22 protein-coding genes, 1 tRNA gene and 1 pseudogene are annotated in these 22628 nt (G+C 35.8%); 9 read left to right on the top strand and 15 right to left on the bottom strand.

Annotated features, from left to right (window positions below):
• The first annotated feature begins 611 nt into the window (after positions 1-611).
• A tRNA-Ser gene (locus HRK21_RS09065) sits at positions 612-701 on the top strand.
• 68 nt (positions 702-769) lie between these two features.
• Here the strand turns inward: HRK21_RS09065 and HRK21_RS09060 are convergent.
• From HRK21_RS09060 to HRK21_RS09035, 6 genes and pseudogenes are all read right to left on the bottom strand, one after another.
• The gene (locus HRK21_RS09060) at positions 770-1363 is read right to left on the bottom strand and encodes a class I SAM-dependent methyltransferase (protein ID WP_070006311.1); all 594 of its coding nucleotides are present in this window, start codon (positions 1361-1363) and stop codon (positions 770-772) included.
• A 12-nt stretch (positions 1364-1375) separates the two neighbouring features.
• Positions 1376-1792 carry an Rrf2 family transcriptional regulator gene (locus HRK21_RS09055; RefSeq protein WP_070006312.1) on the bottom strand — a complete coding sequence of 139 codons (417 nt, stop codon included), beginning with the start codon at positions 1790-1792 and terminating at the stop codon, positions 1376-1378.
• Between the two features lie 104 nt (positions 1793-1896).
• Positions 1897-2601 carry an HAD family hydrolase gene (locus tag HRK21_RS09050; protein WP_069888194.1) on the bottom strand — a complete coding sequence of 235 codons (705 nt, stop codon included), beginning with the start codon at positions 2599-2601 and terminating at the stop codon, positions 1897-1899.
• An 86-nt stretch (positions 2602-2687) separates the two neighbouring features.
• Positions 2688-3213: pseudogene (locus HRK21_RS09045) on the bottom strand (cysteine hydrolase family protein).
• Positions 3214-3246: 33 nt separating this feature from the next.
• The gene (locus tag HRK21_RS09040) at positions 3247-3522 is read right to left on the bottom strand and encodes a hypothetical protein (protein WP_031695168.1); all 276 of its coding nucleotides are present in this window, start codon (positions 3520-3522) and stop codon (positions 3247-3249) included.
• A gap of 96 nt (positions 3523-3618) precedes the next feature.
• The gene (locus tag HRK21_RS09035) at positions 3619-8355 is read right to left on the bottom strand and encodes a Cna B-type domain-containing protein (protein WP_070006313.1); all 4737 of its coding nucleotides are present in this window, start codon (positions 8353-8355) and stop codon (positions 3619-3621) included.
• Positions 8356-8658: 303 nt separating this feature from the next.
• Between HRK21_RS09035 and HRK21_RS09030 the strand changes: the two genes are divergently transcribed.
• The 3 genes from HRK21_RS09030 to HRK21_RS09020 all read left to right on the top strand — a co-directional run bounded on the left by HRK21_RS09030 (position 8659) and on the right by HRK21_RS09020 (position 11598).
• On the top strand, positions 8659-10338 hold the full coding sequence (locus HRK21_RS09030) for a DUF6044 family protein (protein WP_070006314.1): 1680 nt from the start codon (positions 8659-8661) through the stop codon (positions 10336-10338).
• A gap of 84 nt (positions 10339-10422) precedes the next feature.
• Positions 10423-11124, top strand: coding sequence for an SGNH/GDSL hydrolase family protein (locus HRK21_RS09025; RefSeq protein ID WP_070006315.1), 702 nt, complete (start codon positions 10423-10425; stop codon positions 11122-11124).
• Between the two features lie 30 nt (positions 11125-11154).
• Positions 11155-11598, top strand: coding sequence for a GNAT family N-acetyltransferase (locus HRK21_RS09020; RefSeq protein ID WP_070006316.1), 444 nt, complete (start codon positions 11155-11157; stop codon positions 11596-11598).
• Positions 11599-11635: 37 nt separating this feature from the next.
• On the opposite strand, the gene HRK21_RS09015 is transcribed toward HRK21_RS09020, so the two are convergent.
• From HRK21_RS09015 to HRK21_RS08995, 5 genes are all read right to left on the bottom strand, one after another.
• The gene (locus HRK21_RS09015; RefSeq protein WP_003738301.1) at positions 11636-11902 is read right to left on the bottom strand and encodes a DUF3116 family protein; all 267 of its coding nucleotides are present in this window, start codon (positions 11900-11902) and stop codon (positions 11636-11638) included.
• A gap of 15 nt (positions 11903-11917) precedes the next feature.
• A complete protein-coding gene (locus HRK21_RS09010) occupies positions 11918-12196 on the bottom strand; it encodes a hypothetical protein (RefSeq protein ID WP_070006317.1) in 279 nt (92 codons plus the stop codon).
• A gap of 84 nt (positions 12197-12280) precedes the next feature.
• Entirely contained in the window at positions 12281-13021 is a 741-nt protein-coding gene (locus tag HRK21_RS09005) for a sulfite exporter TauE/SafE family protein (protein WP_069888189.1), read from the bottom strand.
• Between the two features lie 96 nt (positions 13022-13117).
• Complete coding sequence (locus HRK21_RS09000; protein ID WP_003738298.1) at positions 13118-13510, bottom strand: DUF1398 domain-containing protein; 393 nt, start codon at positions 13508-13510, stop codon at positions 13118-13120.
• A gap of 55 nt (positions 13511-13565) precedes the next feature.
• Positions 13566-14021, bottom strand: a complete 456-nt coding sequence (locus tag HRK21_RS08995; protein WP_003735801.1) for a hypothetical protein — start codon at positions 14019-14021, stop codon at positions 13566-13568.
• Between the two features lie 106 nt (positions 14022-14127).
• Here HRK21_RS08995 and HRK21_RS08990 point away from each other — a divergent pair, with 106 nt between their 5' ends.
• Both HRK21_RS08990 and HRK21_RS08985 read left to right on the top strand, forming a co-directional pair.
• Positions 14128-15270 carry a serine/threonine-protein kinase gene (locus HRK21_RS08990; RefSeq protein ID WP_070006318.1) on the top strand — a complete coding sequence of 381 codons (1143 nt, stop codon included), beginning with the start codon at positions 14128-14130 and terminating at the stop codon, positions 15268-15270.
• A gap of 79 nt (positions 15271-15349) precedes the next feature.
• Complete coding sequence (locus HRK21_RS08985; RefSeq protein WP_003738296.1) at positions 15350-15844, top strand: DUF5067 domain-containing protein; 495 nt, start codon at positions 15350-15352, stop codon at positions 15842-15844.
• A gap of 39 nt (positions 15845-15883) precedes the next feature.
• Here HRK21_RS08985 and HRK21_RS08980 read toward each other — a convergent pair whose 3' ends face one another.
• Complete coding sequence (locus HRK21_RS08980) at positions 15884-17635, bottom strand: glycerophosphoryl diester phosphodiesterase membrane domain-containing protein (RefSeq protein ID WP_070006319.1); 1752 nt, start codon at positions 17633-17635, stop codon at positions 15884-15886.
• 107 nt (positions 17636-17742) lie between these two features.
• Here HRK21_RS08980 and HRK21_RS08975 point away from each other — a divergent pair, with 107 nt between their 5' ends.
• Entirely contained in the window at positions 17743-17985 is a 243-nt protein-coding gene (locus tag HRK21_RS08975) for a hypothetical protein (protein ID WP_070006320.1), read from the top strand.
• 97 nt (positions 17986-18082) lie between these two features.
• On the opposite strand, the gene HRK21_RS08970 is transcribed toward HRK21_RS08975, so the two are convergent.
• Positions 18083-19024, bottom strand: coding sequence for an NADP-dependent oxidoreductase (locus HRK21_RS08970; RefSeq protein ID WP_069888186.1), 942 nt, complete (start codon positions 19022-19024; stop codon positions 18083-18085).
• On the bottom strand, positions 19021-19476 hold the full coding sequence (locus tag HRK21_RS08965) for a MarR family winged helix-turn-helix transcriptional regulator (RefSeq protein ID WP_069888185.1): 456 nt from the start codon (positions 19474-19476) through the stop codon (positions 19021-19023). Before HRK21_RS08965 ends, HRK21_RS08970 begins: the two co-directional genes overlap by 4 nt.
• Positions 19477-19646: 170 nt before the next feature.
• Between HRK21_RS08965 and HRK21_RS08960 the strand changes: the two genes are divergently transcribed.
• Both HRK21_RS08960 and HRK21_RS08955 read left to right on the top strand, forming a co-directional pair.
• Positions 19647-20273, top strand: coding sequence for an FMN-dependent NADH-azoreductase (locus tag HRK21_RS08960; protein WP_003738291.1), 627 nt, complete (start codon positions 19647-19649; stop codon positions 20271-20273).
• A gap of 171 nt (positions 20274-20444) precedes the next feature.
• Positions 20445-22178, top strand: coding sequence for a LapB repeat-containing protein (locus tag HRK21_RS08955; RefSeq protein WP_070006321.1), 1734 nt, complete (start codon positions 20445-20447; stop codon positions 22176-22178).
• A gap of 44 nt (positions 22179-22222) precedes the next feature.
• On the opposite strand, the gene HRK21_RS08950 is transcribed toward HRK21_RS08955, so the two are convergent.
• Positions 22223-22522, bottom strand: coding sequence for a rhodanese-like domain-containing protein (locus HRK21_RS08950; protein ID WP_070006322.1), 300 nt, complete (start codon positions 22520-22522; stop codon positions 22223-22225).
• Between the last annotated feature and the right edge of the window lie 106 nt (positions 22523-22628).

Raw genomic sequence — 22628 nt, 5'->3', positions numbered from 1 at the left:
AGTATACTTTTCAATCATTTAGCTTTCATTAACTCAAGAAAATACGAAGCCTTGGCATTCACGTGGAAGGATGTAGATTTAAATAATAAACGCTTATATGTCAACAAAACTTTGTCACACGGTGAAATATACTCACATTTTAGTAAACACAACTTAAACAAAAGCTGTTAAGCGATATATTAGTATAGATTATTCTACAATCGATGCTTTTAAGAAATAGAAAAGCTATTAACATGAGAATCATCATATTTTGAGATTGGATAAAGTTCAAATCTTACTCAATAATGAAGAAAATTATTATTATCCTAGTTCAATATACGCATGGTTAGATAACTGTTTTAAATATCGTAGTGACTCTTAAAAAATAACTTGTCATGGATTTAAGCCACACTCACGGATTCTCTACAGTTCGAAGCAAATACATCACTAATAAAAACAAGAACGATTAGGGCACACCGATATACAAATAATATTTATACCCATGTCACGCAGGAAAAGAAAGATTCCGCTGCTTCTCTTTTTCCTAATTTTATGCTAAAATAAAATCTGTTGAAATTGATTTGATAGTCAAAAAAATGGCAAAGGCTCACAAATCATTGATACACATACATGGAGAAATACCCAAGTCCGGCTGAAGGGGACAGACTCGAAATCTGTTAGGCGGTGTATGCCGCGCCGGGGTTCGAATCCCCGTTTCTCCGTAGAAATAAAAAGGTTCACGTCTAAAAATAGCACTCAAAGCTATTTTTAAGCGTGAACCTTTTTGATGTTACTTCTTCACCGCAATACTCACATACATCCCCTCATCCAACTGCCAATTCTTCACCACTTCAAATCCAAATCCCGCGAGCTCTTCCTTCAACTTCTCCGCAGAAATCTGAATTTCCATTGGTGGGCCTTTCAAATCAGTTCCTTTCGTGTCAAACTCCAAACTAGCAAAATAGCCGCCAGTTTTCACAACTCTACTCACTTCACGCAAAACATCCGCGAGCGAATCTGCTTCATGTAACACGAGCGATGCGAGCACAACATCCACCGAACTTGCCTCAAGTGGAATATCATTCATGCTGGCTTCTAACGTTTCTACATTAGCCAAACCCGCTTCCTCCGCTTTCGACTCAATTAATTCCAACATTTTCGCATCTAAATCTAATGCAAAAACTGTATTATCAACCAATTTTGCAGCTGGAATCGTTAAAAATCCTGTTCCCGCCCCTAAATCTAAAATGCTCGCTGTTTTTTCGATTGGCATAGCTTTCAAAAAGTCCTCTGGCGACAGCACTTCACTCCGCTCTGGACGATCCAAATAATCTACTTTTCGTTTAAATCCAGCTTCCCCGTGGTGATTATGATGATGTTTCATTTTAGCACTCCTTTAATGTTGATGTTTTTCAATTTCCACGACAATACTACCTACTGTTTGTTTGCTTAAATAATCTTCCATTTGTTGTTCTGCCTTATTCATCACTTCGCCAATCAAGCAGTGCGGCTGGCTTTCGCTGTGGTTTTTAGGATCACAATGGAAAAAGGCTCCCTTCCCTTCAATCGCTTGAATGACATCAAGAAAACTAATACTACTTGCTGATTCTGCTAACTTATACCCGCCATTGACGCCTGTTACTGACTCAATAAAGCCCGCTTTCACTAGCATCGTCAACACTTTAGATAGATAAGTTGGCGACACATTTTGCTTGGTCGCAAGTTCTTTCACACCGACAGATTTTTCTGGTGATAAATTAGTTAAATAAACCATCGTATGTAGTGCATAATTGGTTGCTTTGGAAAATTTCATACGTTCACCTTCTTTATTAAAGACTTAATGACTCTATAATATCCCTTATAGTCAAAAGTGTCAATTCATAACTAAAAAACCTTTTCCCAAAATGGAAAAAGGTCTTAAAATATCTCCTGTAAAATTGCGAATAATTGTTGCTCATTTTCAACACAATAATCTGGCTGAAATGCTGCCTCTGTTGGTCTCAAATGTCCTCGTCTATTCAACCAAATAGATTTCCATCCCGCACTTTTTGAACCAATTACATCATTTTCAAAAGAATCACCAATATAATATGTTTCTGCACTATTAATTCCAATTTGCTTTTCTACTAGCTCAAATATTTTTTTGTCTGGTTTTTCGATACCTACTCCACCAGAAATAAAAGTATGCTCGGCTGGAATCCAATCGATTATTTGTAAATCATTTATTTTATGTTGTTGATGCTCTTTTGGTCCGTTTGTAATAATTCCCATCGTTATTTCGTTCTTTTTAGCCCATCTGAGAATTTCTTTCATCCCTGGCGTAAGTTCGATTTTGCGTTGATTTTGTTCGTAGGCGTGTTGAAAGGCTTCTGCTTCTTTTTTCGTAATTTGATAATCAAAATCATTGAGCGCCTGCGTAATCCGGTAAACGTGCATTTCTGCTTTCGGCATTTCGCCTCGGACAACACGGTGATACACTTCATCGCTATAAAATCGACTTTTAATATATAAATTTTCGATTTTCAGGTTGTCTGCTTTTCCAAAAACAGTTTTAAATGCGTTTTCAAATGGTTTTAGTTGGTCATAAACTGTATCATCAATATCAAAAATTAAGTTAATCATCGTTTCCTCCTGCAAAAATTCACTCCTTTTACTCTACCATTAAATCGAAAAAGTAGGAAGAGTCTAAGCGTAATGCCTAGACTCTCTTAGCTATGTTCCATTTCTTTAATCGTTTCTTCCATAGATATGCAGGTCGCGTAACACTCAGGCCACATCCATTCATTATAGTACTTATAACTATTCTCCCCCGACATAAAGTGGTTATCTTCCGTCGAATGGGCGCGGGCGGGAACAATCATCTGGTAACCATGTTCAAAACCACATTTCACCGTGGCGTCGATGCAAAAATCAGTTTGCAACCCTGCTACTACAATTTTCTTCATACCTTTTCTTTTAAGTATTCAAGTAAGCCTGTTCCTTTAAAAGCGCTATTGACGGTTTTATCAAAAATTCTTTCGTGTGCAGTTGGTTGGATTTCCCATAAATATCGAATCCTTCTTTTCCTTCTGTAAGTTCTGTATCAGGTCCGTCGTCATGTCGTATATAAACTATTTCTATTTTATTTTTCAGCGCGGTAGTAATTAATTATTCTATATTGGATACAAGTGAATCGAAATTGTATAGTTTATTCGTCATATTTAATTTTTGTGTATCAACAACTAATAATATCATTCAGACCTCCGCAAGTGCTGCTTATATTATATTTTATCCAGCTGTCGGTGCCACGTATGCCTTCCAACCGCCAATCATTTCGTCTTTCTCCGACTTACTTAATCGTTGCATACCGATAACTTGATTGATATTCACAGCTAAGCCTCGGCTGAAACGATTTACTCTGCTAGCTGAAACACAATTGATATACACATCGTTTAAGCGAATAAGCTCTCCTTTTGTTTCCACAATTCCTACAATATACCCGATTGCCGTTACGAGTAAAACTGGTTCGCCCACTTCGATCGCTTGCAGTAACTCTTCTTTCATCATGAATCCCCCTTATTTCATTTTTATCTGTATACCCGATTTTAACTTTATTCAAAAGAAAAACCGACCCAAGCTTACTTGGATCGGCTGTTTTCTTTATTTAGCACTTTTTCTTCTAAGGTACACCCCTAAGAATAACAGTGCTAATCCACCAGCAAATAGCAACATGCCATTTGTATCACCAGTTCCAGGTAATTTTTTCGTTTTACTTGGTTTATTGGTAGAATGTGTATCTTTTATTGTTATTTTTGTTACTTTTGTATTCGTTAAATCCATACCTTTTACGGTTACACTATAGCCAGATACTTGTTTTTCAGATACGGTATAGCTGTATTTTTTACCTGTTTTGTCTTTCTCTGGAAGGTTGGTAAAGCTGTATTTCCAATTCGATTTTGCTGTTACTTTAATTGGTGTTCCGTATGCTTTACCATTTTGTAAAAGTTGTACTTCGATAGATGCAGGACGTGTTTTTTCATTGTCACCTACCCAAGTTTTTGTACCGCTCGCTGTAGTTAGATTTTTCTTATCGGTTACTTTTGTGTTGATTAAATTCATTCCATCTGTTGTTGTGTTGTAGCCTGGAACTGCTTTTTCTGCAACAGAGTAACGATAAGCGTTGTTGTTAGCATCAGCTTTCGGCAAATCTTTAAAGCTATATTTCCAGTCGCTTTCTTTCGTTACTTTGACTGGATCGCCATATGTTTGGCCATTTTGTAAAAGTTGTACTTCGATATAGTCTGGCCGATCTTTGGTCGTATCATTTTTCCATGTTTTTTCACCAGAAACAGTGATTTTTGGTGCATCTATTTTTGTGTTAATGACGTTCATCCCGTCAACTTTAGTTTCATAGCCTGGGACAGCTTTTTCTACAATTGTGTAGTTGTAAGCCGCTCCATCATTGGTTGTTTCTGGTAGATTTTTAAATTCGTATTTCCAGTTATTAGCTTTTGTAACCGTTACTGGGAAACCATAATCTTGTCCATTTTGTTGTAATTGAATTTCGATGGATGCTGGACGATCATTTTCCGTATCGTTTTTCCACGTTTTTTGACCGTCAAGATTAATCATTTTTATGTCTGGCTTAATTAATGTGTTGTTAATATCAAGGCCTGTGACAGCACTTGTGTAGTTAGCTACTGTATTTTCTAAAACTGTATACGTGTATTTATTTCCATCTGCGTTTGTTTCTGGAACATTTTTGAATTCATATTTCCAGTCATCTGCTTTTGTTACAGTAATTGGGCTACCGTATGCTACACCATCTTGTAAAAGTTGTACTTCGATGGAGTCCGGACGATCTGCTTCTGTGTCACCTGTCCAAGTTTTTTCTCCATTCACATCAATCATTTTCACGTCTGCATGGTTGTCAATAGTCGCTGTTGTTGCTCCGTGATCATCATTGGTGATTTCAAGACCTGTTTCTGTGCTAGTTGGAATGGATAAGTTACCATTCGCATCACTCTTCACTGTAACTGGATACTCTTTATTTTCATTTGATTCATAACCAGTTGGGGTCTTGGTCTCAACAAGAACTACTTTCCATTCTTGATTTTGAGAAGTTGTTTTATAACCAGTCGGGATGAAGTTTGCTGCACCAGACGAATCCGTCATCACAATTTCGTTATTATCTGTATCTTTGACTGGTTTCGTTAAATCTGCTTTTCCATTTTCATCTGCATAATAAGCTTTGAATTCATAGCCTGTCAATGCATTTTTGCTTATATCGTCTTGTTTTAGAAGATTTAATTCTAGCGGGACAACCGTATTTACTTCTGAACCAGCTGCTCGGTTAACTAGTTTTGTCCCAAATTTTACATCTTTATAGTTTACTTTAAACAAAACATTATAAAGTTGCATTTGAGGAATATCAATTGGGTTTGTGATAGTTAATTCATCCCCATTTACCGTAGCATTTAGTGCGTAATCACTTGCATCTAGGGTTTTTGGAGATTCGAGCTCTCCATCTTGTAAGAAACCAGTATTAGCTGTTGCTTCAAATCCATTAATTGATACATCGGAAATAGATTTGAAGTTAGCCGCTGGTATTTTATCATTGATATTGATAGATGATTTATCAAATTCATAAGCACTTCTCACGCGGACCTTGTAATCTACAGATACATTTCCACTAGCATCAGGTATAGCCAGACTGTACTGGCTTCCGCTTAAATAATTATTTGTTTTATTATCTAATACATATTTTTTTGCATAAGCAGTTCCGCCACCAGCAGCCCAGCTCATTTCACTATTTTCATATGAAACGATTTCACCTTCATTATAAGTGTATGTTGCTTTATTTTGCATGATACTACTGTAATCAATTTCATTAGGATCAATAATTACAATCATATACACTTTATAAGCAGCTTTTGTTTCATTATAAAACGGATCCGTCGATGGCTGTCCAAAGTTAAGTGTTAATGTACGAGCATCATTTGTTACTGAGCCAGTCACGCCCATTTTTTCTGCATTGTTTCCGAAATACCTAACGCCAATATCATTTAATTTGCTGTTTGCTATACAGACTTGTTTATTGGAGTATAATCCATCTTGATAGACAATTACATCTTCTCCGTCTGCATTGGTATATTTCGGGGTACCTTCGTACTTATTCATTGTAAAGCCATATATATGTTTATTGCTTGAATTCAAACTATTAATATCATACTCTAACATTTTTAACCCTTTTGGTAATGTGTCAGTAAAAGTGGAATTTAGCGTATCTTTTATTCCATCTGGATTAATATTCATTTCATAAACCATATATGTTTTTGGAGAAGTAATCACTCCGTCATCAGCTAGTGGAACATAATCTTTGAGCTCTTTTCCAACAATATCCACGCCTAGTAAGTTGCGTGCAGTTTCTTGTGCTTTTGCAGCTGATAAACGTGTCTTCTCAAACATTTTTCCGTTGGTAGGAATTACTACAGGTGGTTTTACGAAAGTGACATAATCGTAATCAAAATCATCTTCATCCTGCAAGTCAGTAGTTGATTTAGCATTTTGATTGATTACATGTGCTTTTTCTTTTTCAAAGCTATCAATTGGTTTTACGGTTCCATCCAGATTACTTAATAAATCATTACCTGGATTCATATCAGGAGTTGAATCCACGTCAGTAATGCTTCCATCTAATGTAGAATCCCCATTAAAATTCGAAAATGATCCAATTTCTCCAGCTATATAAAAATCTGTTGAAACATATGTGCCATCATCTGGCATACCTTGCGCTTTAGCGTATAGTTGAACTGATTTACTTCCGCCAGATTCCATTCCATCTGGTATTGTGTAGGAATATACTTTAATGTCACTCCATATCCCGTTAGCATTATCTTGGGGTATTGTTTTTTCATATTTCCATTTTTGATTAGCTGTTTTAAATTCATCTGTTTCATTATTTAATTCGAAACCTGCTGGTATATAGGCATAGACTACATTATTTTTCGTGTAATTACCTTGGTTAACTGCTGTATAATTAACACTTACCGTAGCTCCTTCTGTAATAGATACAGGTGTAACATCTGAAGCAACTTTACCAACTAATTTATTGTTTTTATCATACGTTGCGTTGATTTTGGTTTTTATAGCCATATCATACACATCTTTCCCACTAGGAGTTACTGATCCTGTAGAACCTTCTCCTCCTGCTGAGGGAACTTTTGCAATGTTAGTTAAGTCTTTTGTTACATCTACTACTTTAGCAGCAAGTCCTCTATTTTCTCCTGCGTTAGGGGCAAATTCCTTTTCAGGATCATAAGGAAAATCATATCTTTTCGCTCCTGGTGCTAGGTTGGTTTGATCATCAGATAACTTCCAACCTCTTTGCAATTGACTTCCACTTGCCTTAATTAATGCTTGCCATTCAGTAGAATCTTCCTCCAAAATAGCATATCCAGAAGGAAGTTCATCCGTCATTTTGCTTACTACTGCTGTTTTTCCAGAATAGTTATTTGTAAAAATATTGAAATAGACTAAATCTCCATTTTGTGGAACATAGTTTTCGGGATTATCCGCAATTAGAATATATTTTCCAGTATTTGGATCCATCCGCCAAGCCGAGTCCATTTTTTTGGCTGTGCGCATTACGCCATCTTTCGTATCCGGCTCCGTTGGGGTTACTGGCACTTCAATTTCACTAATATTAACGTTGCTATTGTCCTCTATAATGATTGGAGTATAAACTTCTTTTTGAGAAATTGTTGTGCTTAATGTAAAGAACATATCAAACTTCGCATTTGTTAAAGGCTCATTCGCATACTTTTCTAAAACTTCCTGATTTTTATTGAATTGGAGGCTATAACCTACGTATTCAATACCATCAATTATCTTGCTACCAGTAGGATTTTTGATAGAGTCTTCTGTAAATATATACTGTTTTGGTGTCATTCCATCAATTACTGGATTCACAAAGGTCGCTTTATCTCCTTGGAAAAATGATTTTTGAATCCAAAATGTATAGGTATCATTTAAAACTGACTCTGAATAAGACGGAATGGCTAAACTTACTGCCAATTTGATAGTATCTCCTGGTTGATATTCTGTTTTTGTATTCCCGTTTGCATCCGTTACTTTATTTGTAAAATTCCATTCAACGGAATCTTTTAACAATTGCTTTCCGTTAACTAGATTTTTAGTTATCTCTTTAGTGTCAGGTATTACGGTTGAGTTGTTTTCATCCGCTGCTTTTTGATCATCTGGTGGTGTTATTTGTTGCGTTGTTTTCATCTGATTTTCTTCCGCTCCGGCGAAAATATTAGACCATGGAACTAGTTGCAAAACAAGGGCAACCGCAACCATTACAACGAACACTTTTTGCCAGTTGTGTTTTAGCATGATAATTCTCCTTTTACTACTAATTATTGAAATTACTCAAAATAGACCTAATTGTTCTATTTGAATAATTTTCTTAAACGTATCATACTAGCTAGAATGGCTTTCTGGAAGAAGCTAACCGCCCCAAACTGCCTATATAAAAGAAGAAGTTGTGACGATTTCGCCATAATTGATGTTTGGATAAGGATAATAAAGTATTAGGTTTATACCTTTATTAATGAACAAAGCTCGTTTCCTTTGATATAATTAAAAATAGTTTTCTCGGGTACATATATATGGTAGAGATAATGAAGGAGGAGAACTATGTGGAAAAAGCATAAGTGGCTAATTATTGCAGTATTATTATTGGTAATTTATGTCGCTCCATTATTTATTCTTGGCGGGAATAGTCATGTAAGGATTCATGATAACTTGGATTCTAATGTGACTTGGTACAAAATGGTTTTGAATAGCGGGGATTACACCGCTAAGGTCGGGACAGCAAATATAGATCAAATAATGGATGACAGTGTCCCCAGAGATTCATTTGATTCAGAGTTTGTTGGGATTGATTGGCTTTACATGATTTTCAGCACACCAATTGCCTTTGCGATGAGTCAGTTAATTACACGTATTTTTGCATTTTTAGGATTATTTTTATGGGCAAGAGATTACCTTATTAAAGATAAAAAATATCTCGTGCCACTTTATTTTGTTTCCTTAGCTTTTGCGCTGACACCCTTTTGGCCATCAGGCATGCTGAGTACGCTTGGAATGCCACTTGCTTTATGGGCATTTTTAAACATTAGAAATAATAAGCGGCGAATTTGGAATGTGATTATACTGACGCTACTTCCATTTTATTCCAGTTTAATATTAGGATTTTGTTTCTTTTTAGTAATGGTTGGCTGTATTTGGTTGTATGATGTTATGAAGAAAAAACAAGTAAATATTCGATTTTTGCTTAGCATAATATACATGGGTTTGATTTACGTCCTAGTGAATTATCGTTTTATTTATGGCATGTTCCTTCATCCTGAGCCGGATTCAAGGAGTGAATTTAGTTTACCCAATTTGTCATTTTTAAGTTCGGTTCGGCTAAGTTTTAAAAATTTCATCTATGGGCACACACATGACCAAGCGCTTGCAGGATTTGTTATTTTGCCAGTATTACTTCTTGTTCTCGTATTAATCATTGTCAAACGCGAATGGGTCAAAGAAAAACTCTTTTTATGGTTGTTTGGTTTTAATTTATTTTTATCTTTTTGGTACGGATTTTGGTGGTATCAGGGGTGGAATGGGATTAAAGAACATGTGGAAATCATGCGGACGTTTAATTTTTCACGTTTTCATTTTTTACAGCCGTTTTTATTTTATGGATTGTTCGCACTTGCGATTGTTTATTTAATTAAAAAGGGAAATTGGTGGCGAAAGTTAGCATATGTAGCGATTGCGCTTCAACTTGTTGTCGTTTTCGCTAATAATTCTGAGATTTACTACCGCACTGGAAATGGCTCGCCAAGCATTAATCAATTTTACGCCACGGAGCAAATGGAAGAAATTAAAGATTATATTGGTAAACCCCAGTCAAGTTACCGTGTCGGAAGTATCGGCCTGCACCCGTCTGTTTCCCAAGAAAGCGGCTTTTATACTGTCGATGGCTATGTGAACTCCTATCCACTTGCTTATAAAAGGGCTTTCCGAAAAATTATTGCTGGAGAGCTAGACAAGAGCCCTGTTTTAGAAGATTATTACGATAATTGGGGCAATCGCTGTTATTTATTTTCTGCTGAATTAGGGAAAAATTATGATTTCGGTAAGGATTCGAAAAAACACATTAAACAATTAGATTTTAATACAGAGGCATTTAAAAAGATTGGCGGCGAGTATATTCTGTCAGCTGTTCCAATTGATAATGCTTCAGAAGTTGGGCTCCAATTCGAAAAAGCCTTCGATAATAAGGAATCTTACTGGAAAATTTATTTATACAAAGTAACTAATTAAAAGCGTGAGGCGTGATTTTTTCTTAAGGAACAAATCGCGTCTTTCGCTTTTTTTGTGGTATGATTAATAAAAGGAGTGATGATTATGAAGAAAACCATTCAGTCAGTTGGTGTTTGGGGCGATAGTATTTTGAAAGGCGTTCTTTTCAATCCAGAAAAAAATCGCTATACATTGCTTAAAAACAACTGCATTAAACGAGCATCTGAAAAACTTGGCCTGACTTTTAAAAATCATTCCACAATGGGTCGTACAATCACCAAAGGCCACGAAATTCTAACAAAAGACTTAGCAAAAGATGCAACAAACGATATCGCCATTATCGAATTTGGCGGAAATGATTGTGATTTTAACTGGGCGGAAGTTTCCGAAAACCCAACAGCCGAGCACATTCCTAGCACCCCGATTAACATTTTTGAAACGCAATTACTTGAAATGATTGCACGACTAAAAAAACTGGATATTAAACCTATTTTAATGACATTGCCTCCCCTTCACGCGAAACGTTATTTTGATTTCATTACGAGAAATGGACTGAATAAAGATAACATTTTGGAGTTTTTAGGCGGTGATGTAGAGATGATCTATCGCTGGCAGGAACGATATAGCAATACGATTTCACGCATTGCATCCGAAACTGGAAGCCACATGATTGATGTTCGCGATAGTTTTCTCGCTGAATTTCATTATGAAAAATTGCTCTGTGCTGATGGTATTCATCCAAATGAGGCTGGTCATATTGCCATGTCTCAGAAATTCATTCAGTACGCAAGTTTCCATAAAGCATAAGGAGGAATTTTTATTTTACATTTACAAACAATGACCGCTTCTGATTTAGAAGACTTTTTATCTACAGCCATTACAGATTACGCAAAAGAAAAAGTAGAGGCAGGCACATGGGATGAAGAAGAAGCCTTAACTAAATCCCAAGACTCTTTCAACAAATTACTATACGATGGCGTTACTACACCAAATGAACATCTCTACAGCATCATCTCAGGAGAAAAAATCGGCTATATTTGGTTCCATGTGGACGAAACTCGTTCTGGTAAACATGCTTTTATTTATGATTTTGTGATTTTCGAAGCATTCCGTGGTAAAGGATTCGGAACAAAAACACTAGAAGCATTAGACAAACTGGCAAAAGACATGCAAATTACTAAAATTGAACTACATGTATTCGCGCATAATCAAACAGCTATCGGCTTATATAATAAAGTTGGTTTTCAAAACACCGATATTACGATGGCTAAATACCTATAAAAAAACAACTTGATTTCCCGGGAAATCAAGTTGTTTTTTAACTATTCTTTTTTAAAAGCTCTAGTTCAGCTAATTTTTCATGTCCTTTTTCTGTTCGATAGTATCTTGTTTTTTGATTTTCATTCATTCGAAAAATATAATGATGCGTTTCTAGCCAATAAACCCCAAACAACAATTCATTTTTAGTGAAAGCTGCGGCACCAGGGAATTGCATCATTTCAAAAACCAAATGATCCATCGTCGCATTTTGTTCTTCTGTTTTAGATAAAATTTGATAGATCACCGCTTTATTTGGTTCATTCATTCTATCAACCCCCTATTAAAACATCCCAATCTCCCCAATATGATACACAAAATAAATTAAAATTAATAATAAAATGTTAAAACCTAGTAGAATCCATCTTATCAATTTTTCTTTCACAAAAAAGATACTTATTGTTGAAATTATCCCTAAAATGAGCGGGATTAATTTATACAAAACACCTTTTTCGCCTCCAGGTACTATCTCCGAAATATGTAATCCCCAAGTTAAAATTATCCAAGTTACAGTTAGGATTGTTAGTAAAAATGCAATAAAATCTGGCCAACTTCTTTTCATCTTACCCCTCCTACTCTGTCTAAGCTTAACACAAAATAACGAAGGACAACAAAAAAACAAGCTACATTCATAGCTTGTTCGAGGTTACATTTTAATTAAATTTAAAGCAAAAAGGGCGATAAGTAAAATGTTAAATAGAATCGCGATCCATTTTTCGTCTAAGAGTTTATTTAATTTTGTACCAATGAGTGCTCCGATGATTGCTCCTGGTATCATGTAAATCCCAATCGAAAAGTCACTCCCACCGATAATTGCATAGGAACCTATACTTGCAAGGGATGTCAGTAATGTCACATAACTGGATGTTGCTGATGCTGTTTTTTGGTTCAACATAAAAATTAATAGCAAAATTGGTATGACGATTGGCCCACCACCAATACCAAATAAACCAGCTAAAAACCCAATAATCACACCGAATACATATGGAATTATGCGATATTCACTTAAAAAATGTGGTTTTTCATTATGTCGTTTCTTTTTCCAAACCATTATCCCTAGTAAAACAACAATTAACGCTCCGTACAAAAAGCGATAAACTGCTTCTGGCAACATTTGGTTCACCATCGCACCAAGAAAAGTCGTCGGGATACTAGTTACAGCAATTTTCAGTGCTAAGCCTACATTCCCTTGCTTTCTCTTGTAATAAATACTACACGTAAAAATCGCCATCGTGAACACAGTAAGCGCCGAGCTAAATGCTGCAGTTCCTTGAGAAACGCCCATTAAGAGTAAAATTGGCAAAAGAATAACTCCGCCACCTATTCCTAAAAAACTTCCTACAACACTTGTACTTAGTGCAATTAGAAAGTACGTAATCATATCCATTATACTTTACCTCTTTTCTTTCAACTGTTTCAGCATAACATATTTCAAAAATTTAAAAGTACTAAAAAAAGACAATAAACTATTGTCTTTTGCGTTTTAAATACTCGGGATTGGCTCAATAACTAAATCATTCCCAGTATTATCTATATAGGTTACTTTCATTGCAGTTAAATCAGCTTCCCACAGTCTGACACCTGCTAGCCCAGCTAATTTGATAAATATTTCAAAATCTATTTTTCCCGCTTGTGCTTGTTTAATTGCATCTTTCATTTTGTCGTGCGAAATTTCTTCGGAGACTGGCATAGAAACACCATTTAATTTAGATTCCACTTGATTGCCCATTTCGTCCCAAAATACATAAACACCTTTTTCGACTAAAAATTGATATTTAGTTATACCTAAATCTTTAAAACCTTGAACTACTTTAGGAAAATCTCCGGCGTTTTTTTCACTTGTTGCTGCTTGTAAAATTGTTTGTTCATTAATCATAACTAGTCTCCAATCATTGAGGTCTCCCTAAATTATACACGATTTCTAGTTAAATCTAAACAAGCGGCTTTTCTTCTTTATATGTTTCAATCAATGCTTCTTCTAAATCATAGAGCGAATCATTGGTTTGATCTAGCGTATAACCATGGTCTAACGCAAAAATAATAATTGCATCTCGCCGATTTTTTGCATAAAGAGGTGGATATTCTGTGTATTTTAGCAATCTGCTTGCTTCTAAACCTGATAATTTAAATCCAAAAGAAAGAGCAATTGTCCGGTCCCGTGACGGCCTTCTCACCCCACTGAAAATTTGATATCCATATGTCTCATGGAGTCTAGCCGCACGAATGACGCTTGCTTTGGTTAATTTTTTCTCCGCTAATAATTCTTTTAAGTAGGTTACCATTTCGCTTGATTTAAATTCCGCCTCGTTTTCATCTAATACTTGGCGTAAATTGGTCGCTTTTTTTAATTCATGAAGTAATTTACTTGTCTCTTTTTCCCCATCCATAAGGCACACCCCCGACTGTTTTTTTCATTATAGCACGAAATATGTACCCGACAACTATGCTTCATGCTATAATTTTACTATAAAGTGTAGAAGGGATTTTTGATAAATGGGAGAAATGACACTCGCTTTTATAGAAGAACAATATAAAGAATTGGATAACCTGAATAATAAAGAGAACCCTGCTGTGCTAACAAGAAATACCTCCACAGGAGAATTATTTGTTCGTAAAACCATACCAAGTAGTTTTGCGCCTGTAATCGAACAGCTTAAAAACCTATCTAGCAAATATTTACCGAAAATAGAAGCAATGATCCCTAATGGTAATCAATTAATTGTTTATGAAGAGTACATAAATGGAAAAAATTTAGCTGACTTAATGAAAGCAACTGCTACTTTTGATGCAGATGAAGTTACGCGACTAATGCTGATGTTGTCTGATGCACTTACAGAATTACATACAAATGCGATTATACACCGAGATATTAAGCCGTCTAACATTATGATTTCTAGCGATGGTGTATTAAAATTAATTGATTTTGATGCATCACGTGTATTTGAAGTTGGCAAAAATCAAGACACCGTCAATCTGGGCACAATCGGTTATGCTGCCCCAGAACAATATGGTTACTCACAAACAGATGCCCGGTCAGATATTTATAGCATCGGTGTTCTGATGCTTGAACTGCTACTTGGAAAAAACACTTTACCTGATAAAGAACAAGCCACCTCGCTTGAAAAAATAGCCATGAAAGCAGCCGCCTTTGATCCCGAACAGCGTTATCAATCTATTCAAGATTTCAGAACAGCAGTCAAAAACGATTCACTTGGTCCAAGCTACGTCTCTGAATTGTCGGATTTCACGGAGTTAGCTAATTTTTCTACGGAATCTGATTGGGATAATGTAACAGCGGAGTACGAAAATGACTTCATTCCGTGGTATAAACATATTCCTGGCTTTAGAACAGGAAAGCCTTGGAAAATGATTGTCGGTGTATTAGGTTATATATTCTTGCTATTTGGTTTATTCACGCCGCCAACCGAGGGCGTCAAAATGTCGCCAATAGTAAACTTTTTTAATAATTTCTTCTTAATCGTTCCTGCTTTTGTCATTTTTACTAATCTTTGTGGGATTTGGTCCAAATTGCCTTTACTTAAATCCTCCTCTCCTAGTACAAGGAAAGCAGGCATTGTCATTTATATTATTGTTTGCATATCTATTTATGGTATTTATAATGAAATCTTTTCATAGTCCTATGCCCACTGCATAGGACTTTTATTCTCTCCACGTGTTCTAATAGAGACAGATAAAAAATGAAGGAGAGAAGAAAATGAAAAAATTGAAAAGCGTTTTACTATTAATGGGGATTATTACTTTTGCCCTAGCACTAACTGCATGTGGTGGGACTGAGGATAAAGCAAGTAAAGAAAAACCAGAAACAGCTAAAGCCGAGACGAAAAAGAAAGCAGATTCCAATGAACTTGGGGATTACAAAGTAGAAATTCTGAGCTCAGAAGTAGTGAAGGATTTATCAGGTAAAGATGCTATTGCAATCAAAACAAAATTCACGAATAACAGTAAAGATAATATTTCTTTCATGGTAGCTATTGATCAACAAGCATTCCAAAACAGCACTCAATTGGATACAGCCATTGCAGCAGATGGTGGCTTGGGTGGTGCTGATAAAGATGTACAACCTGGAGGAACTTTAGAAGTAACAAGTACTTATACATTACAAGATACACAAAATAAAGTAGATGTAGAAGCAAAAGAATTAATTAGCTTCAGCAAAAACTCTGTTAAAAAATCATTTGAACTAAAATAAGAATTGTCCGCAAACAATCACAGTTTGCGGCTTTTTTATTTAAAATCCTAACCTATTCTCAATACGACTTCGCAAGGAATCATTTTCACTAAATGAATCTCTGAGTTCAATCGCCTTTTTAGGATAATTGGTGATAATTCCATCTACATTTTTTCGTAAATACATTTGCATTAATTTTTCTTTATTTACAGTCCAAACAAAAACCATCTTGTTGTTTTGTTTAGCTTGTGTAAGTAATCGTTGGTTGATGGAAAAATCTTCTAAAACAATAAAATCAGCGGATGTTTTTGGTAAGTTTCCGATATTAAGTGCTAAAATAATGCCTGTTTTTAGCGTAGGATCGGCTTGTTCTATTTTCTCGATAACAGGCTGGTTCAACGATTGGACTAAATATTTATCGGTTACTTTTTCTTTTTTTAACAGCGCAACAAGTCGTTCTACCATATCGCTTGATTCCCCGCCATGCAACTTCACCTCAACGAGTAAGTCTATCTTATTCCTTTTTGCCACCTTGATAACCTCATCGAAAGACGCTATATGAGAGGAATAGCTACCACTACTCACTTTTGTTTGCTGCAACTCTTTTAAGGTCATATCCGCTACTCGCTTGGAGTTTCCTGCAAGTCTTCTTAATGTCATATCATGGAAGACAACAAATTGATGATCTTTCGTTTCTTGAATATCAATTTCGCTATAATCTGCACCAGCTTTGGCAGCTGACTCAATGGCTTCCACCGTGTTTTCAACAGCATTCATCGTATCGCCACGGTGCGCAATTATTTTTGTGTTCGGCTCATATAAAGTTGCATTAATAGCATAAATATTAAAACTGCTAAAAAGAAGGAAGACGATAATTCCTGCCATGATAAATCGTTTTTTATGAGGAAACTGGTTACGTGACACAGAAACTGGTTGCGCTTCTATTAGAAAAGCATTTTTGACTAATAATTGCGCAATGATTCCTTGAAAAAAACTTGCGGCAAAGAAACCAATGACTTGAAGGATGGTTAAAATAATTCCAGCTACAACCATTGCAATTCCTGGATTTATCTTTTCTATCAAAAATAAAGGTGACATAATAAGCGTGGCGATAATAGAAACTAAAAAGCCAATCACGATAATAATTAAAACCCATTTTAGTAGCATCACAAATAAGCGTTTTTGCGGGTATTTCCAACTTTTTTGGATAGCTCCACTTATTTTGAGTGACTTGTCTTCAATGAAATACGGCAAAGCAAATACTAGTCTAGCGCTAATGTAAAAAATAATCGCAATTGTAATAACATAGAACCACATACCCGTCGTCGTTTTCATTAATTCGTCTGTAATAAAATGTGGTAAATAGAGATTCTCTGTGATTGAACTTGGTAAGGACAGCCCAGCTATTGGCAAAAGCAAAAAGAAATATAGCAGAAAATAAATAGCTTGATAACTAAGGAAGTATTTCGCCTTTACATGTAATCGCTGGATAATTTTAAAAACAGTGTAGTTTTCCCCGCGTAGCTGATATATTGCCATTAATATAAAGAAACCTAGTTCGTAATAGACAAATAATAAAATGAATAAAGCTAAAACTAACAACAGAATAATTGCAACCGGACTTGAAAAAATCTCCCCAAGATTAGCATCTGTAATGCCCGGCACGCCAATAACCCGGAGAATAAAGAAAAAGAAATAATAAATAAATGGCCCAATAACAAATGCCTGCAAAATGGTTAATAATAATGTTACTTTGAGATAATCTTCCTTAAACTGATACAAAACTTTTAAACTATCTTTTAAATCGTTCATTTGCTTCTCCCTTTTTTCGTTCTATTTTGAAGGCTTTATAGTTTATCAAAGAAGCAAATTTAGTTATAATTAATTCATAAAGTTAACTATTTAAACGAGGTGAAATAATGCATCCGATTGAACAATTGTTAGCAAATAAAAACATTACTGCCGCAGATATCGAATCAACTACTCGCTTGAAACAAGGTACTTTACAGAAATTGATTGACAAAGACATTCGCACTTCTGACATTAGTCTGCGCGTCCTCAGTCAAATGGCTATCTTTCTTAATACTGGCGCGGATATTGTCGCAAAACAACTTAGTGATATAGAAGTAGCGAATGACCATGCCTTTCTTATAGAAGACTGAAATCCCCGCTCCACCTTTTTTGCTATTATAGCCCATCTAACTTATTCCAGCAAACAACAAAAAAAGCTAGATGATAGCATCTAGCTTTCCGAAAATCTTATTTATTAAATGAAATCACTATTTTCCCAACCGCGTGGTGCGTTTCGCTTAATGCATGTGCATCGAAAACACCTTTTTCAGAGAATGGGAAAGTTGCACCAACAACTGGTTTAACTGTTTTATTAGCGAGCAATTTGCCTAGTTCTTTCAGCTGTTCGCCATTTGGTTGCAACCAAATTCCAGTGGCTGTTACATTTTTTTCTTTCGCACGTTCTTCACTTGAAATACCAACTATACTAACTAAACGACCTGTGCCTTCTTTTAATACATCGTAACTATCTGTTTCGATTTGTCCACCCATTGTATCGAACACCACATCAATATCAGAAAGAACATCTTTAAAATTGACTTCTTTATAATCAATGACTTGATCTGCTCCAAGTGATTTAAGTAGTTCATGGTTTTTCGCACTAGCTGTTGTAATTACTTCTGCTCCTGCATGTTTTGCAAGTTGAATCGCAAGTGTTCCAACACCACCAGCACCAGCATGAATCAAGACTTTTTCACCTTTTTGTAGTTTCGCGTGATCAAATAATGCCTGCCATGCAGTTAAGCCTGCAAGTGGAATCGATGCTGCTTCATCAAAACTAATTCCTTCTGGAAGTGGTGCAAGTAAGTGATCGTCAACTGCTGTATACTCAGCATACGTACCAAAACGTGTTGTCTCAGGGCGAGCGAATACTTCATCGCCAACTTTCCAATCTGTTACGCCTTCACCAACTTCAGAAATAACACCCGCTACGTCCCAGCCTAAAATAATTGGGAATTCCCAGTCCATCATTTGTTTTAAGTATCCTTCACGAAGTTTCCAATCAATTGGGTTAATTGATGTCGCTGCTTCTTTGACAATCACTTGGTTTTTACCCGCTTTTGGCATTGCTACTTCTTTTTCTTTTAATTCTTCTTTACCACCATAATTTTCAATTACAACTGCTTTCATTTTAACTTCTCCTCCATTTTCTCTACATTATTCATCATTTTTGTGACTGATTTAAGCAACGCACTAACTTCTTCTTCTGAAAAAGCATCTAGCGCTTCGTTCTGAAATTTTTCTTTTTCCAAAAGCAAAGTAGCTAATTCTGCCTCACCAGCTGATGTTAAAAATAAATACGTATAGCGTTTGTTTTCATCTTGCTTTTTCCGAACAATCAGCCCTTGCTCTTCCATTCGCTTCAAATGACGGGTAATACTCGCCGAATCAATGTAAAGCTTCTCTCTTAGCCGATTTTGACTTTGACCCGGCGTTTGTTGAATATGAAATAAAATCTCTACTTTTGTAAAGCTCATATTCGTTTGTTGTTCAAATACATGGCTTATTTCTTTGGATAATAAGTGCACTCGGTAAAGCAATTCTGATCGTTGTGTACAAGGTTTCAGCGTTTCCACCTCCATAGTTGATGTGTCAAATGATATATCAACTATTATACGCCTCCTTTCCAAAAGCACAAAATATCTGCTCAAACATTAGTGGCTAATTTTTTGTAAGCAATTTACTTGCTGTTTATCGTGAAAATAAGCTACACTTAATAGATAATTCAAAAAAAATGGAGGCAAGATGTAATATGACAAATGTACTTTTCATCAAAGCAAATGGTTTACCTGCCGAACGCTCAGTCAGCGTGGCACTATATGAAATTTTTCTAACGGAGTACAAGAAGTCCCATCCGGATGATAATGTAACAGAACTAGATTTATTTGAAGCGGATCTACCTTATTATGATGTAACAATGATGAGTGGATTACATAAAGAAGCAGCTGGAGAAGCATTAAGTCCAGAAGAGAAACGCTTAGCTGACATTGCTAATAGCTACTTAGATCAATTTTTGGCAGCAGACAAAATCGTCATGGCGTTCCCACTTTGGAACTTTAGTATTCCGGCACAATTTTTAACTTACTTATTCTATTTAAATCAAGCTGGCAAAACATTCAAATACACTGCAAACGGCCCTGTTGGTTTAGTAGCGGACAAAAAAATCGCCTTACTTAATGCTCGTGGCGGTATTTACTCTGATGGCCCTATGCAAGGTTTCGAAATGTCCTTGAGCTACGTCAAAAATGTACTAGCTCACTTCGGTATTTCTGAACCAGAAATGGTTATTGTCGAAGGCCACAATGCAAAACCTGATCAAGCCAAAGATATTATTTCTGCCGGTGCAAAAGAAGCCGTAGAATTAGCTAAAATCTTTTAATTATAAGTGAACCGTAAAAGAACTCATTCTTCTTTTATGGTTCTTTTTTATGCCAAAAATTTAATTTTGCATAGATGCAATTGTTTAAAATGCTTTTAAAAGAGGAATTGTGTTAAGACGTTCAGATGCTAATGTCATATGAGAGGATAATTTCAAAGGAGGATACTACTTATGAAAAAAATGGGAATTAAGGTTGGTATATGCCTACTCTTAATTACGCCACTTTTAGGCCCTTTTAATGCACCTGTCACGGCTGAAGAAAATGTTGATGCACAAGCAGCTCAAGATATAGTAAATATTCCTGACCCAGTTTTAAAAAGTTATTTAAATGGAATTTTGGGTCAACCAAGTACGAGTGATATTACGGAAGCTCAAATGGATACAATAACCGAGGTTAAAATCGACAACATTAATCTGGCTGATTTAACCGGCCTTGATTATGCTCATAATTTAACTCTTTTACAGCTATCTACTCCACGTGTTTCAGATTATTCTATCATAACTAAATTATCTAATTTAACAACACTTGACTTAACTGGTTACAGTTTATCATCAAGTTCTTTACCTGATTTAAATGGCCTACAAAAGCTTACAAGCTTAACCTTATATTCTGGTAGATTTGTAAATAGTGATTTAGCTAAATTTAATCAACTACCTAATTTAACCTATTTAAATTTAGATAGAAGTGGCTATGTTACTGATATAACACTCCTAAAATCATTGCCAAATTTAACTACATTGTCTATTCAATTCTGCGGCGTGAATGACTTTCGAGGTATCGATACTTTTCCAAGTCTAACCAATCTATCCGCAAATGGACAAAATATAGGTGGTTCAGTGCTTATTAAAAGCGATATTACTAGCGAAGTTTTAAATTATAATAAAACGAATCAAACCATTTTTATTCCCTTTACATTAATGACTAGTCGTAGCATTAATTTTGATGGCGTACCATTCCCATTCACAACGGATGCGAGTGATGCGGGTACCTATCTCTCATTCAATAATCAGCAAATTGATGGTAGCCGTTTGACCATTGATGATACTGGGATAACAGTTAGCGGCATTACCCCTGAATACCTCCGTACTATTACGAAAATGGAATATAATGCCTTTTATGATAATCCTGCGGGAAGTTATGCTACACCACCAAATTTCACTTCTTATTCTGTGTCCGGTGGTACGTATGATCAATTTTTTGATATTACCCAAGTTTTAGTTATTACTAATGATTCTGCTATAAATTATACTGAGAAAACTACTGTGACAGAAGAACAATTCCTGACAGACATTCATGCCAAAACAGAAGATGGTACCCCAGTTACTAGTGATTTTGACAGCGTGGTAGATTTTAGCAAACCTGGCGTGTATACGGTAACCCTCAACGCCACAAATGCAGACGGCCTTCAAGCTACACCTAAAAAAGTAACAGTCACTATTTTAGAAAAACCAATTATTACTGCTGATAAAAGTATTAATTATAAAGTAAATAGCACAAAAACAGCGGAAGAATTTTTAACAGATATTTCAGCTAAAACTAGTGATGGTAGCGAAGTAACAAGTAATTTTGATAGCGCTGTTGATTTAACTAAGGTTGGAACGTATAAAGTGACTTTAAATGCGGTGAGTGTAGACGGTGTTGCAGCTGATCCAGTTACAGTACTTGTCAATGTGGTCAGTAGCGAAGAACCCCCTACACCACCAAATCCATCGCCTGATCCAGATAACCCTGCCGTGAATCCTTCTCAACCTACAAACGTGGATGGTACGACTTCACCTAATAATTCAGGAGACAATGTCATCCTTCCATATACGGGAGATGAAAACCAAGCGACGACTGTATTAATCGGTATTATCCTCGCCGGAGTAGCTATCCTCTTTTTCCGGAAAAGAAAACATAGCTAAATAAAAAGAAGCCGCAACCTAATTTTAGGTCGCGGCTTCTTTATTTAGTTAGTTACTGTACCATGAAATGCTCCCATACCGCCCATTACATTCGTTACGTCAAAACCTTCTGCCGCTAAAAATTGACTCGCGCGTTCAGAACGTCCACCCGCGTAACAAATAACCGTATACGGTTTTTCTTTATCCAGTGTTGCTAATTTTTCTGGTAGTTCATTAATTGGAATATTTATTGCATCTGGAATATGTCCTTCAACAAAAGCATCTGCGTCTCTGACATCTAAGATATTATGCGGCGCTTTTTTTAAGTCTTGCTCTAAATCATTTGCCGTAATGGATTGATACATCTATTCTCACCTCTTCAATTTCTTCTTTATTAACCATAACGCCTAATCCCTCATCAAACAAATTTTCTGCTCAAAAAAAGACAATGCAGCGGGTGAGCCACATTGT

This window comes from Listeria monocytogenes (assembly GCF_013282665.1).
Taxonomy (GTDB): Bacteria; Bacillota; Bacilli; order Lactobacillales; family Listeriaceae; genus Listeria; species Listeria monocytogenes_C.
Note: the sequence above shows the minus strand (reverse complement) of the source record. Positions and strands in the feature narration are given on the sequence as shown.